The sequence below is a fragment of the Streptomyces mesophilus genome (genome assembly GCF_040300965.1).
Classification (GTDB): Bacteria; Actinomycetota; Actinomycetes; order Streptomycetales; family Streptomycetaceae; genus Streptomyces; species Streptomyces mesophilus_A.
On record NZ_JBEPEW010000070.1, the window covers coordinates 1 to 13213 of the forward strand.

Genomic DNA, 13213 nt, shown 5'->3' on the forward strand with positions numbered 1-13213 from the left:
CACACCTCCCCGCGCCCGCGGGCGCTGTCCCCCCTCCCCCCCCCCCACCCCCGCGACCGGTCCCTCCGCGGCGGTCCGGGCGTCGGTGAGCGTGGCGGCGAGGCGCTTCGGGGCGCGGTGCGCCCAGGAGGCGTGGACGAGCGCGTTGAGGTCCTTGCCGTTGATGTCCTCGAGCGGCACGCGGAACCCGATCGGCTTGCCCATCCGCTCGAGACGCTCACCGCTCGGGTGCGCGGCGAGGGCCTCCTCGGCGGCTGCGTCCGGGAGCTGCAGCTGGACCTGCCCGTCCTTGGTGACGGAGGCGAACCCTTTCCCCCGTACGGCGAAGGACACCATTCCGAAATGCGTGCCCTCCTCCACCTCGGGAAGTCCGAGAGCGGCTTTGCGGAGCTGGGCGACAGTGGTCATGCGGGAAGTCTGGCACGGGGCGGTGACACGCCCGGAGCGGCAAGCCGGGGGCCGCGCGGTGCGGTGGGTAGCGTGCGGGCTCGGCGCCGGGTCCGGCGCGGCGCCGCGTTCGGCTCCAGGTGGCGACGGTCGTCCGGTCGCGATGGCCGTCGGTCCCGTGCCGGTCAGGCCATCGAGATCGCTGTCTTCGTCAAGAGGCCTGCGGCCTGAGGGTACGCCGGGGGACGGGCAGCTCGGCCAGGATATGCGGGACCGCCTCGCGCAGCTCGGTGAAGTGGCGGTGCACGCCGTCGACCGCGCTCTCGGTGTTCACGCCCCACACCGTCATCCCGGCCGCGAGCCCGGACCGCACGCCTGACGGGGCATCCTCGATGACCAGGCACTCGGCCGGCTCGGCGCCGAGCAACGCGGCCGCCTGGAGATAGGGGACGGGGGAGGGCTTGCCCTCCTCGACCGCCGCCGCGTCCACGACGATCTCCGGCAGGGGCAGCCCTGTCCGCTGGAAGCGGCCGCGCACCCGATGCTCGTAGTTCGAGGTCACCAGAGCCCAGGTCCCCTCGCCCAGGGCATGCAGCAGGTCGGCGGCGCCGTCGAACGCCCCGTACACCCCGGTGCGGACGTCGTCGTCCTCCAGCGCGTGCAGGACGGCCAGGCACTCGCGCGCATCGTGCCCCGGAGCAACCTCGGCGAAGGTCTCCATCGGCCGCGTCCGCAGCGCCACCCGATGGACCTCGTCCGCGTCCAGTCCGTACTGCTCGGCCCAACTCGCCCACACCCGGCGCTGGTTGCTCACCGCGTCGATGAGTGTGCCGTCGACATCGAAGAGCACGTACTTGAAGCGGCCCCGCCCCTGTTCACCATTCACGTATGGATCATGCCAGGCGCACCCCGACGACATGCCCGCCGTGCCTGTTCCAAGCGGTCCGGGAGCACTGAGCATGCCCTGTCAGTGCTCCCGAGCCGCTTGGGCGAGGTGCCTACGTGCCGGGACCGTGCAGTGGCGTCCGCGAGGAAATGCTTCAGGCAGGGCATCGGCCCATTGCAGATGGGGCAATTGGTCGGCGTGGGCGTGGTCATCCCTTCCCCCTCTTGCTCGCCTGCGCTCGCTCCGTGTCGTCGATGGACTCTCGGACCTCTGCCGGCGGTCCGCGCGGGCACCTGCTTCTCGAGTTCTCAGTGCGGCGGGAACGCACGCGTGCGCGTCCAGGGTTTCCTCGAACTCCGGCCGCGCCCGCCTTCGCCGTGCAGGAAGACGTCGATGACCGTGCGCCGGTTGCTCGCGACGCTTCGGTTTCCGAGAGGGAGCCGGCAACGCTTTCTCGCCGCAAGAACATCAAGCCACGTCGGACAACCCCTAGCCGTTGACCGGTGCGGCCGACCTGGCGGCCCGCTCGATCTTCGCGCGGTGGGCCGCACGGGCTTCCTCGTCGATCTCCTGCTCGTGTTCGGCGCGCAACCCGGTCCGGCCGTCGAGGCCCTCGCGCAGGATGTCGGCGTGCCCGGCATGCCGGACGGATTCGCTGAGGACATGGAGCATGACGGCGAACAGGTTCGTGTTGGAATACGGACCCGGCCACCACGGCACGTGTCCGGCGGCGTCGAGGGGGAGTGCGTCGATCGTCGCGTCCGAGTGTTCCCACGTGCGCCGGTAGAACGCGATGATCTGATCGCGGGTCTCGTCCTCGGCCGCCCACTGATCGCTGCCGTCGGAGTCCTGCCAGTGGGGCAGCGGTTCCGGGGAGGTCCGGTCGAAGACCTCGCCGAAGTACCTGGCCTCGACGGTGGCCACGTGTTTGACCAGGCCGAGGAGGTTGGTCCCGGTCGCCGTCAAAGGCCGGCGGGCGTCGTATTCGGACAAGCCGTCGAGTTTCCAGAGCAGCGCCTCGCGGTCCCGCCGCAGTCTGCTGTGCAGGTGGTTCTTCGCGAACTCATCGATCATGCGGCATGAGCCTGCCATGCGCCGCCCGTGGTCTCAAGATCCCGTAGGTGGTCCGCGACGACTGCCGGCGCCGAGGCCCGGCCATGCTCATCATCGAGGTGTCGAACCGACCAGGACCCGACCGCCTTTGGCGTGACGCGGAGGAGACCAAGCCCATGCGGGACAGCACGTACGACTGGCGTAGCGAGCTCGGCCTCGAGCCCCACGGCGAAGGCGGCTACTTCCGGCGTATCCACACCAGCTCTCATACGATTCCCGCGCCGCGGGGCGAGCGTCCGCTGGCCAGCTCGATCTACTACCTGCTCGACGAGTCCCAGCCGTCCGGACTGCTGCATCGCAACCGCAGCGACATCCTGCACTTCCTGCTGGACGGTGGGCCCGTCGAGTACGTGACGGTGGATCCGGAGGGCGCGCTCACCCGGACCCGGCTCGGGGACGCGGCCCTGTTCCTGGCCGTGCCGGGAGGATGGTGGAAGGCCAGCAGGCTGCTCGACGGGGGGCGCCATGCGCTGGTCGCGGAGGTCGTCACCCCGGGCTTCGACTACGCCGATCACGAGTACGCCACGCCGGCCGTGCTCGCCGAACTCCCGCATATCGCCGAGGCGTTGAAGCCGTTCCTGCGCACCTAGCGGCTCCATGCGAAAGGCGCCGACTCGGTGAGTGCGGCGCCTTCGGTGGCGGGTCGATCAGGCGGGCAGCGCGGCCTCGATCGCCGCCACCAGCTCCTCCGCCTCCGGTTCCGTACGCGGGCGGAAGCGGCCCAGGATCTCGCCGGACGGGCTGATCAGGAACTTCTCGAAGTTCCACTGGACGTCGCCCGCCGCGCCCTCCGGGTCCGCCGTCTGCGTCAGCTCCGTGTACAGGGGGTGGCGGGAGGCGCCGTTGACGTCCAGCTTCTCCAGGAGCGGGAACGTCACGCCGTACGTCGTCGAGCAGAAGCTCTCGATCTCCTCGGCCGTGCCCGGCTCCTGGGCGCCGAACTGGTTGCACGGGGCGCCGATCACCGTGAAGCCGCGGTCCGCGTAGCGCTTCTGGAGGCGTTCCAGGCCCTCGTACTGCGGGGTGAGGCCGCAGCGGGAGGCGACATTGACGAGCAGGATCGCCTTGCCCTTGTGGTCGGCCAGGGTGGTGTCCGCGCCGGTGAGGGTGCGCAGCGGGATGTCGTACAGGCTCATCGGGACTCCTCGTGAGGGGCGTGTGTGAGGGGGCGATTCATGGGGTCTTCCAGCGCTCGGCAGGCGCTCTTCGCATCCTACGCAGCGGAAAGAAGGGGAAAGAGGCAGCCCGTGTGTCGCTGTCTCTTCCCCATTACTGAAACAAGTTCTACTGTGTGCGCCGCCAAGGACAGCCAGATCCAGGAGGGGCCGTGCACCTCGAATACACGCCTGAGCAGCAGCAGTTGCGCGCCGAGCTGCGTGCGTACTTCGCCGAGCTGGTGCCGGACAACGCCTACTCCCGGTACGAGGACCCGGCCGAGCAGAAGCGGTACTACCGCGAGACCATCCGGCGGCTGGGCCGCGACGGCTGGCTCGGCGTGAGCTGGCCCAAGGAGTACGGCGGCCGTGGGCTGAGCCCCATGGAGCAGTTCATCTTCTTCGACGAGGCCGCGCAGGCCAACGTGCCACTGCCGATCATGGGTCTGAACACCGTCGGCCCGACGATCATGCAGTTCGGCACCGAGGAGCAGAAGTCGTACTTCCTGCCGAAGATCCTGTCCGGGGAGATCGACTTCGCGATCGGGTACAGCGAGCCCGACGCGGGCACGGACCTCGCCGCCCTGAAGACGCGGGCGGTGCGTGAGGGTGACGAGTACGTCGTGAACGGGCAGAAGATCTGGACGACGAACGGCGACACCGCGGACTGGGTGTGGCTGGCCGTGCGCACCGATCCGGACGCGCCGCCGCACAAGGGCATCACCATGCTGCTCGTGCCGACCAGCGACCCCGGCTACTCGTGCACCATCATCAACACGCTCGCCTCGCACGACACCACGGCCAGCTACTACGAGAACATCCGGGTGCCGGTCGGCCGGCGGGTCGGCGAGGAGAACAAGGGCTGGCGGCTGATCACGAACCAGCTCAACCACGAGCGCGTCACGCTCGCCGCCCACGGCACCATGGCGATCCGCGCCCTGCACGACGTACAGAAGTGGGCCGAGGAGACCAAGCTCGCCGACGGCCGGCGCGTGCTCGACCTCGGCTGGGTGCGCAAGCGCCTCGCGATGACGCACACGAAGCTCGATGCGATGAAGCTGCTCAACTGGCAGATGGTGAACGCCGTCCAGAACGGCACACTCACCCCGCAGGACGCCTCGGCCGTCAAGGTGTACGGATCCGAGGCGCGCCGGGACGCGTACGCCTGGCTGATGGAGGTCGTGGGCTCGGCCGGGCCGCTCAAGGAGGGCTCGGCGGGGGCGGTGCTCCACGGCGAGCTGGAGCGCGGCTACCGCAGCGCTGTGATCTTCACCTTCGGCGGCGGCAACAACGAGATCCAGCGCGAGATCATCTCCTGGATCGGTCTCGGGATGCCGCGCGTGCGGCGCTGAGCCCCAACCCGCGGCGGCCAGGTGGCGGCGTACGGCGCAGCGCCCCGCGAACGCCGACGGTCAGCTCACGTGGTCCGGAATCCAGTTGCCGTGGAATCCCACCGGCACCCGGACCGGCAGATGGACGCGCGCGAGGGGCTCGCCGCCCAGGTCCTGGGCGGCGAGGACCACCAGGTCCGTGGCGCCGCGCTCGGGATCGAATACGTACGACAGGATCCACCCGTCGTCCTCGGCTCCGCTGTCCGTCGACGGGACGAAGACGCCTTCGCCGACGTCCCCGTCCCGGTGGAAGCGATGCACCTCGCTGCTGCCCCGTTCCAGGTCGAACTTGATGATGCCGACGCCGACTTGGGTGAGATCGGGTGCTGGTGATGTGGGGGAGAGGAGATGGCGGCGGGCGCGCTCGGCGGCGTATCCGTCGGTGGGTTCGAGCACTCCGTAGCCGTACCGGTGGACGCCGGTCTCGCGCCGCGGGTCGATCCGCGGGAACTCCACGGCACGCTCGTCGAGTCCGTCCTCGCGCACTGTCCCGGCCGCCAGGTCGACGGTCCAGCGGACGAGCCGTGGCGGTGTCTCGTCGGGTCCTCGGCTGTCCTGCCCCGCGAACATCCGGTCGTAGCGCACGAGATGAATGGTGATCCGCCCCGCGCCGTCCTCGTACGCGTTCATGGGGTGGAAGACGAAGCACGGTTCGATCTCCAGCCACCGCACGTCCTCGGCCCGTCCCTCACGCGGCAGCACGCCGAGCCGGGGCGTGCGCTGGGGATCCCAGACATAGGGCATCGTCGATGGGGAGGTGGCGGGATCGCTGAAGACCACGGGCAGGTCGTACAGGAGCACGTGCGACGAGGTGAGCGAGAAGTCGTGCATCATCGGCCGCCCGTCGACGGGGATGTCCACCGACGTGCGTACGCGCCCGTCGACCCCCACGACCAGATACTGCACATACGGGTACGCCCAGCAGTACGCCACGGCGTGCAGCTCACCGCTGACCGGGTCGAGCGTGGTGTGCGCGGCGAACCCACCCGGCAGAGTGCCCTGGAAGTCGTACGGTCCAAGGGTGTTGAGATCGCCGTCCAGCTCGTAGGGCAGCGCCCCGCCCTCGACGGTGGCGAGGCAGCGGCCGGCGAAGTTCAGGATGTGGGTGTTCGGCGCCGTATCCATGTCCAGGTGGCGCGGTCCGTGCAGCGGCTTGTCGCCGAGCGCGGTCGCCATCGCGTCGCTGCGCACCCACCGGTTCCGGTACCACTGCGCCCGTCCGTCCCGCAGCCGCACTCCGTGCACCATGCCCGGCCCGCTGAACCAGTGGTAGGTCGCCGGGTCGTCGAGATTCAGCGGATTGGGTCCGTTGCGCAGATACCGTCCCTCGAGACCGTCGGGGATCCGGCCGCTCACGGGCAGGTCATGAGCGGTGACCTCCTCGCGTACGGGAGCGAACAGCCCACGCAGATACGGATTTCCCTGATCGGCCATGACGGCCTCCTCGACGGGTCCGGCAGAGCGGTGGCCCCTGACTCCACCATCCAGCGAAACCCGGTCCGGGTCGAGCCCTGCCGGGCACCCCGGCTCGGTTGAATTCTCAGCTCCCGGTGGCGCCCGTCGGCCTCGTCGCAACCCATCGGGTTCGGTCGCCCGTCACGGCGAGCCGGCCGACTGCAGGCGCCGCAGGACGGCGCGCAGTTCACGCCGCACGGGCTCCGGGAGCGGCTCGTCGCCGGCGGCAGCGACCAGGGCGGCCGCCACGAGCCGCAGCTTCACGTTGGAGCGCTGCGACAACTCCACCAGCAGACCCCAGGCCCGATCGCTGGAACACGGTGCAAGCACCATCAGCATGCCGCGTGCCTGGTCGATCACCGCACGGCTGGCCATGGCCCGGCTCAACTGTTCATTGAGAGCCCGTAGTTCGAGGACCTCGGCTGCGAGGGGATCCACCGCCTCCGCCTCGGGGACAGCCGTGAGCCTTCGACGGGCTTCGGGAGCCGTGATCGCCTGCTGCATGGCGCATCCCTCGTCACGCAGGTGGTCATCGGCGGGCAAGTTGCCTCTCGCCCCCGGCGCCGGGCTGGTAGGTGAGGCCGTAGTGCTGGAAGATCGCTGCCTCCTGCTCGGCCGGGAGGATGTCGTCCGTCCCGATCGAAGGTGCCTTGCGCACCAAGGATTTGACGTACCGGACCCGCAGATGGTCCGGCCCCGCAACGGCTTCGTCGAGGGGGACGAACAGCAGCCGGTGCCGGGTCGGCAGGCCCGTCCGCACGGTGACCATGGCGGGCTCGTCCGTGGTGGTGTCCACATAGACCGATTCGAGTACGCCGATCTTGTGTCCCTCGGCGTCCACCACGTTGCGGTCGCGCCACTCGCGGATGTCAGCTGTGCGGATCATGTTCCGGCCCTTCCGGGAAGTTCGCCCGATGCTCGGCGCCAGGTCATCGGCGCTGTGCTGTGTGCAGTCGCCGCAGCGCCTTGCGCAGTGCTACGTGCAGATGGCGGGGCAGCTGTGCCCCGTCCGAGGTGGCCACGAGGGCCGCGGCGACTTCGCGGAGCCTGAGGTCACACTGGCGTGAGACATCCACCAGCAGACTCCTGGCCTCTCCACGGGTGCACGGAGTCAGGGCCATCACCATGCCGCGTGCCTGGTCGATCACCGCACGTCCGGCCAGTGTCGGCGCAGTGAGTCGTTCTCCGCGCGCAGCATGGCGACGGCCGGCGCCAGGGCCTGATCTCCCCATGCCATCCGGGCCTTCAGTGCCCAGCGCTCTTCCCTGACCGTGACCGTCGGGTTCATGGCGTCCGTCCGGTGATGGTGCCGGCTCGGTCACGGCGGTCTTCGGCAATGGCAGTGACGGCGGACAAGGGGATCACGGCGGGCCTTCCCGCGCGAAGGGTCCCCGCTCGCGTGGTGCTGCGAGTCAGAGGGAATTGGTCGCTGCCGGGGGCTCGGGCTTCACTCAACAGGGTAGTCCTGCGCAGAGGTTGGAGATAGCTTCCGGCGGCAGCCCGTACGGCCCGGCGCCGGAACCGGCCTGTAGGGAGGCTCGGTTGGTGCCTCCGATCGTGGCAGCCGATGAGCAGTGCAGGTGCAGGTGCAGGCTCAGGCTCAGGATCAGTGGCGCGCGAACTGGACCCGGGTGGGTTGCGCGACGTTCGGCCGCACCGCGACTCCCGTGACGGTCAGCCGTTCGCCGTAGATGTCGGTCAGCCGGACCGTGCCACCGCACCCGCTGCCGTTCTCGGAGAGGAAGTAGTTGTACGCGGTACGGGGCAGCCGCCGCCAGCCGTTCGGGGTCCGGACCTCAAGCCCGGCCACGGGATTGCGGTGGCCGATCGCCTGGACGGCGCACCAATGACGGCTGGAGCCCGTCTTGTACCGCAGGGAGATCGTCTCCGAGGTGCCGGGGCTCACCAGACTCCATGTGATGAGGATCCGGCCGACCTCGAGGTCGGCGAGCTCGGCGAAGGCCTGTTGGCTGAGGTCGAGTTGCCCGGGTGCGCAGGGCAGCGGGCATTCATTGGTGATGCGTACGGTGATCGATTTGCCGTTGGCCGCGCGGACGAGCACATGGGCGCCGCACGCCTTGGCCGTCTCGTAGTCGGTGGTGTTCATGGCCGCGATCATGAGGTCGGGGCTGGGGCCGAACAGACAGGCGCCGTCCCCGTCCGCGGCCTCGTACGCGGTGGCCACGCCCTTGTACGGGGTGCCGGGCTGGATCCGGCCCGCCTGCGAAGCCGTGGCGGGCTCTCGGGAGGACCGCGCTGTCTTGGTGGGCGACGGGGGCGCCGGCTCGGTGCTCGCGGAACGCTTCGGGGCGGGGGAGCTCGTTCCAGCCGTCGTCGGGGTCGGGGCTTCGGCGGCCGTGGTGGCGCCCGCGGGCGTGGTCGTGTTGGTGGCGGACCGAGCGTCGGTATCGCGGCCGGGGAGCAGCGCCATGAGCAGGGAGGCGAGCACGCCGGCGCAGATCACCGCCGCGGCGGCGCCGAGTATGAGCCTGCGTCGGTGTCTGCGCTGCCGCGCGGCCTGTCTCGGTGTGGTCATGTTCCGTCCGTCCGCGATGTCGAGCCGATGGTGCACTGCTGAGTGGCCGCCGTGCGCGCAAAGGTTGCCGAGGACTTCCGGGGTCTCACAAGGAGAACGGGCGCTGCTCGCGCCCGACGTCACCTGCTGGTCGTACGGCGGCGGCAAGCCGCGCTCCCGGAGGCGTACGGGCCTCATGCGGCGCGCGCGGTCGCAGCCTCGGGAAAGCAGTGGTGAACCAGAACTGCCGCGCGGCACCACACGCCTGCCCCGCCCGGAATGCGAGCCCTCGAGTGGTCGGGAAGTGTGGCGTCGAAGTACGTCCGCGCCACAGTCAGGGGCAGCACCATGGAGATCGGCAATCTGGAGGCCACGGTCGACGGGCTGATGGACAGCCTGCGCGCCGACCTCGAACGGCTCGCCGCGATCCCCTCGATCGCGTTCCCGGGCTTCCCGCCCGAACCGCTCGAACAGGCCCATGACCTGGTGGTGGAGCTGCTGCGCGGCGCGGGCGTCCAGCACATCGAGCGGCTCGACCTGCCGGACACGGCACCTGCGGTGTACGCGCACATCCCGCCGCCCGACCCGGGCGCACCCACCGTCCTCCTGTACGGGCACTACGACGTGCAGCCGCCGGGTGACGAGTCCTCCTGGCTGTCCCCGCCCTTCGTGCCCACCCCCACCGACGACCCCGGCGGCGGGCTGCGGGCGCGGGGGATCGCCGACGACAAGTCGAATGTGATCGCCCACCTCGGGATGCTCCGGGTCTTCGGTGGCCGGCCTCCGGTCGGGATCAAGATGATCATCGAGGGGCAGGAGGAGTACGGCAGCCCCTTCGACGACTATCCGCCCACCGACCCCGAACGCTTCGCGTGCGATGCGATGGTCATCGCCGACCTCGGCAATCTGCGCCCGGGCACCCCGACGCTCACGACCGGGCTGCGGGGCGCCGCGGAGGTCGTCGTCGAGGTACGCACCCTGGACGAGCCCCGGCACAGCGGCGAGTTCGGCGGCGCGGCGCCCGACGCCCTGCTCGTACTCCTTCGGGCCCTCGCCTCCCTGCACGACGACAAGGGCGATGTCGCCGTACCCGGGCTGCGCCGCGACGAGTGGAGCGGGGCGGGCTACACCGAGGACGAGTTCCGCTCGCTCGCCGGCGTCCAGGAAGGGCTGCCGCTGATCGGGTCGGGTGGGCTGGGAGAGCGGCTGTGGTCCGGGCCCGCGATCACCGTGATCGGCCTGGACGCGCCGAGCGTCGAACACGCGGCGTCCGCCGTGGTGCCGTACGCCCGGGCCAAGCTCAACCTCCGGTTCCACCCGCTGCAGGACCCCAAGGACGCGCGCGACAAACTCGTGGAGCATCTGCGGGCACAGCGGCCCTTCGGCATCCCACTGACCGTCACCCCCGGCGACACCGGCCCCGGATACGAGGCGGCCACCGGCGGACCGGCCTACGCAGCGGCCCGCAGCGCACTGCAGAAGGCCTGGGGCAAGGAGGCCGGATACGTCGCCACCGGCGGCTCCATCCCGCTGGTCAACGGTCTCGCGCAAGCCGCTCCCGACGCCGAAGTGCTGCTCTTCGGCGCCCAGGACGGCATGTGCAACCTGCACGCCCCCAACGAGCGCGTGCTGCTCTCCGAGCTCCGCAACACCGTCGTCGCGATGGCGGCCTTCGTCACCGAGTACGCGGAGGACTACCGCGGTCGTACGGGTGCACCGGGAGCCACCTCGTGAGCACCACCGACACCCGGGCGCCCGAACAGGAGCCGGAGAAGAAGAAGTTCACGTTCCCGAGCGCCCTGACCATCCTCGCGATCGTCACGATCGGCGTGTGGCTCCTTGCGTTCCTGATCCCGGCCGGGCAGTACGACCGCAACGAGGACGGCGGCCCGATCGAGGGCACGTACCACCGCGTCCCGTCCGGGCAGTCCTTCGTCGACCGGCTCAACGACCTGTTCCTGGCGCCGGTCAACGGTCTGTACGGCGTGCAGGACGAGAAGACCGGCCAGGTCGGCCCGGACATGGTGGGCTCGCTGTACGGCAGCGCGGGCGTCTTCCTGTTCGTGCTCGCCATCGGCGCGTTCATCACCGTGGTCTTCGCGACCGGCGCGCTCGACCGCGGTATCGCCCGCCTCGCGCACCGGCTGCGGGACCGCGGTGCGCTCCTGATCGCCGGTGTGATGGTGGTGTTCTCGCTGCTCGGCACCGTCGAGGGGTTCGCCGAGGAGACCCTCGGGTTCTACGGACTGCTCGTACCGATGATGCTCGCGCTCCGGTTCGACCGGATGGTGGCCGTGGGCACGGCCATTCTCGGCGCCGGTGTGGGAGTGATGTGCTCTACGGTCAACCCGTTCGCGACCGGTGTCGCCTCGTCCGCCGCCGGGATCTCGCTCGGTGACGGCATCGTGCTGCGCTTCGCCATGTGGATCGTGCTCACCGCCGTGACCATCGCGTACGTGGTGCGGTACGCCAAGCGCGTACAGAAGGATCCGTCGAAGTCGATCGGCGGCTTCCAGCCCGGGGACCGGGAGCAGGCCGCGCAGGCCACCGTGGGTGAGCCGCCCGAGCTGACGCGGCTCCACAAGGGCGTGCTCGTCATGGTCGGCCTGGTCTTCGCCTTCATGATCTTCTCGGTGGTGCCCTGGTCGAGCGCGCTGAGCGGCAAGGCCGACGCCACGCCGTACGGCTGGGAACTGGGCTGGTCCTTCCCGCAGTTGGCCGCGCTGTTCCTGGTCGCTGCCGTACTCGTGGGCCTCGTGGCGCGGATGAACGAGCCCAAGCTCAGCTCGACGATCATCCAGGGCGCGGCGGACTTCATCTCGCCCGCCCTTGTCATCATGCTGGCCCGCGGCGTCACAGTGATCATGAACAACTCGAAGATCACGGACACGGTCCTGCACTCCATCGAAGGCGTGGTCAAGGGCACCTCGTCCGCGCTGTTCGCGATCATCGTGTTCGTGGTGAACCTGCCGCTGGCGTTCCTGATCCCCTCCACCTCGGGGCACGCGACCCTCACCATGCCCATCCTCGCGCCGCTCGCCGACTTCGCGGGCGTCTCGCGGGCCGTGGTGGTCACGGCCTGGGCGGCGGCCAGCGGCTGGATGAACCTGTGGGTGCCGACCACGGCCGTGACCATCGGCGGTGTGGCCCTGGCGAAGGTCGGCTACGACAAGTACCTGCGGTTCGTCTGGCCGTTGCTGGCGATTCTGTTCGTGCTGATCTGCGGGTTCCTGGCGTTGGGTGCGGCGGTGACCTGAGGGGCCGCGCAGGGGCGGCCCGAACTGCCGTGGGGCGGCGAACGAAACGCACACAGTCGGCGTCCAAGGGGCATGACACGGAGAATGAGTGCCGCCGCGCTGGTCCTGCCCGCCCTGCTGCTCCTCACCGGCTGCGGTGCATCCGCGGCGGCTTCCGGCCCGGGAGCGGAGTCAGGACCGGACGCTTCGCTGCCCGCCCGCAACGCCGGTGAGACCGGCTGGGAGCCGGCCAAGCCGCCGCGCAAGGTCGAGCCGGGGAAGTGGTATCCGCACGACTTCAGCTCCCACTGCGGTTTGCACAGCACCGAGTTCGCAGGCCGCACCTGGCTGGTGCACGTCGTGCGCACAGATCTGGAATCGCCGCTCGCCCCGCGTGAACTGTCCGTCGCGCAGCCCGTGCTCGCGGGATACATCAAACTGGAGAGCCCCGACCTCGCCGTCTTCGTCTCCGCCGCGCTGCCGCCCGTCGAACTCCAGCCGGGAGAGACGGATTCCGTCTGCATGTGACGGCACCCCGGTGTGAACGAAAACGGTGCGCGCCACGTCCTTGGAGCATGAAACGCCGCCGCATACTCGCCGCCTTCGCGCTGCCGGCCGCCCTGCTGTTCGCGGGCTGCGCGGACAACCCCACCGGTACGCCCGGCACCTCGCTCAGCGCGGAACGAGCCCGGTCCACCCCGACCTCGTACCCGGGAGACGAAGAGACGCTGCCCCCGCGCGAGCCCGCCGACGACCTCGACCCGGTCCAGGGACCGGACAACCCCAGGACCGGGACCTGGTACCCGCACGATCTCTTCTCGCACTGCGGAGCCGAGAGCACCCGCTTCGCCGGCAAGTCGTGGATCCTGCACGCCGTGCGCACGGACCTCACCTCGCCCGTGCCGCCCGACGAGAACGCCGGCCGGCACGCCTCCTTCAACTTCCTGGCCGGGTACATCCAAGTGCAGGAGGACGACCACGCGATGTTCGTCTCCTCGCAGCTGCCGCCCCTGGAGTTCGTGCCCGGCACATCGGATCGTGCCTGCGACTGACCCGGGCGGCGTGGCTGCGCCTAA

General features: G+C 70.1%; 16 protein-coding genes and 1 pseudogene. 6 read left to right on the top strand and 11 right to left on the bottom strand.

The annotated features are described in order from the left end of the window. From ABT367_RS23430 to ABT367_RS23440, 3 genes are all read right to left on the bottom strand, one after another. A partial coding sequence (locus ABT367_RS23430; protein ID WP_352255037.1) for an MmcQ/YjbR family DNA-binding protein occupies nt 1-408 on the bottom strand: 408 nt, incomplete at its 3' end. A gap of 190 nt (nt 409-598) precedes the next feature. Next, nucleotides 599-1273, bottom strand: coding sequence for an HAD family hydrolase (locus ABT367_RS23435; protein WP_352255038.1), 675 nt, complete (start codon nt 1271-1273; stop codon nt 599-601). Between the two features lie 489 nt (nt 1274-1762). Next, nucleotides 1763-2347: a DinB family protein gene (locus ABT367_RS23440; RefSeq protein ID WP_352255039.1), complete on the bottom strand. Its 585-nt coding sequence runs from the start codon at nt 2345-2347 to the stop codon at nt 1763-1765. Between the two features lie 47 nt (nt 2348-2394). Here ABT367_RS23440 and ABT367_RS23445 point away from each other — a divergent pair, with 47 nt between their 5' ends. Continuing rightward, a complete protein-coding gene (locus ABT367_RS23445; protein ID WP_352255040.1) occupies nt 2395-2976 on the top strand; it encodes a cupin domain-containing protein in 582 nt (193 codons plus the stop codon). 57 nt (nt 2977-3033) lie between these two features. Here the strand turns inward: ABT367_RS23445 and ABT367_RS23450 are convergent, their stop codons facing one another. Next, nucleotides 3034-3522, bottom strand: coding sequence for a glutathione peroxidase (locus ABT367_RS23450; RefSeq protein ID WP_352255041.1), 489 nt, complete (start codon nt 3520-3522; stop codon nt 3034-3036). A 191-nt stretch (nt 3523-3713) separates the two neighbouring features. Here ABT367_RS23450 and ABT367_RS23455 point away from each other — a divergent pair, with 191 nt between their 5' ends. Further along, nucleotides 3714-4892 (top strand): acyl-CoA dehydrogenase family protein, encoded by a 1179-nt coding sequence (locus tag ABT367_RS23455; protein ID WP_352255042.1) that lies wholly within the window; start codon nt 3714-3716, stop codon nt 4890-4892. Between the two features lie 60 nt (nt 4893-4952). On the opposite strand, the gene ABT367_RS23460 is transcribed toward ABT367_RS23455, so the two are convergent. The 7 genes and pseudogenes from ABT367_RS23460 to ABT367_RS23490 all read right to left on the bottom strand — a co-directional run bounded on the left by ABT367_RS23460 (nt 4953) and on the right by ABT367_RS23490 (nt 8922). Continuing rightward, nucleotides 4953-6365, bottom strand: coding sequence for a carotenoid oxygenase family protein (locus tag ABT367_RS23460; RefSeq protein ID WP_352255043.1), 1413 nt, complete (start codon nt 6363-6365; stop codon nt 4953-4955). A 162-nt stretch (nt 6366-6527) separates the two neighbouring features. After that, nucleotides 6528-6890, bottom strand: coding sequence for an ANTAR domain-containing protein (locus ABT367_RS23465; RefSeq protein ID WP_352255044.1), 363 nt, complete (start codon nt 6888-6890; stop codon nt 6528-6530). Nucleotides 6891-6915: 25 nt separating this feature from the next. Next, nucleotides 6916-7272, bottom strand: coding sequence for a PRC-barrel domain-containing protein (locus tag ABT367_RS23470; RefSeq protein ID WP_352255045.1), 357 nt, complete (start codon nt 7270-7272; stop codon nt 6916-6918). 43 nt (nt 7273-7315) lie between these two features. Continuing rightward, nucleotides 7316-7462 carry a hypothetical protein gene (locus tag ABT367_RS23475; RefSeq protein ID WP_352255073.1) on the bottom strand — a complete coding sequence of 49 codons (147 nt, stop codon included), beginning with the start codon at nt 7460-7462 and terminating at the stop codon, nt 7316-7318. A gap of 3 nt (nt 7463-7465) precedes the next feature. After that, nucleotides 7466-7513 (bottom strand): annotated as a pseudogene (locus ABT367_RS23480) (hypothetical protein); the annotation flags it as partial. A 17-nt stretch (nt 7514-7530) separates the two neighbouring features. Next, nucleotides 7531-7674: a hypothetical protein gene (locus ABT367_RS23485; protein ID WP_352255046.1), complete on the bottom strand. Its 144-nt coding sequence runs from the start codon at nt 7672-7674 to the stop codon at nt 7531-7533. Nucleotides 7675-7992: 318 nt separating this feature from the next. Further along, nucleotides 7993-8922 carry an expansin EXLX1 family cellulose-binding protein gene (locus ABT367_RS23490; protein ID WP_352255047.1) on the bottom strand — a complete coding sequence of 310 codons (930 nt, stop codon included), beginning with the start codon at nt 8920-8922 and terminating at the stop codon, nt 7993-7995. Nucleotides 8923-9249: 327 nt separating this feature from the next. Between ABT367_RS23490 and ABT367_RS23495 the strand changes: the two genes are divergently transcribed. From ABT367_RS23495 to ABT367_RS23510, 4 genes are all read left to right on the top strand, one after another. Continuing rightward, the gene (locus tag ABT367_RS23495) at nt 9250-10635 is read left to right on the top strand and encodes a M20/M25/M40 family metallo-hydrolase (protein WP_352255048.1); all 1386 of its coding nucleotides are present in this window, start codon (nt 9250-9252) and stop codon (nt 10633-10635) included. Continuing rightward, a complete protein-coding gene (locus ABT367_RS23500; protein WP_352255049.1) occupies nt 10632-12158 on the top strand; it encodes a YfcC family protein in 1527 nt (508 codons plus the stop codon). The genes ABT367_RS23495 and ABT367_RS23500 overlap by 4 nt, the downstream gene beginning before the upstream one ends. 84 nt (nt 12159-12242) lie before the next feature. Further along, nucleotides 12243-12665, top strand: a complete 423-nt coding sequence (locus ABT367_RS23505) for a hypothetical protein (RefSeq protein ID WP_352255050.1) — start codon at nt 12243-12245, stop codon at nt 12663-12665. A 47-nt stretch (nt 12666-12712) separates the two neighbouring features. After that, nucleotides 12713-13189: a hypothetical protein gene (locus ABT367_RS23510; protein WP_352255051.1), complete on the top strand. Its 477-nt coding sequence runs from the start codon at nt 12713-12715 to the stop codon at nt 13187-13189. Nucleotides 13190-13213: the final 24 nt, after the last annotated feature.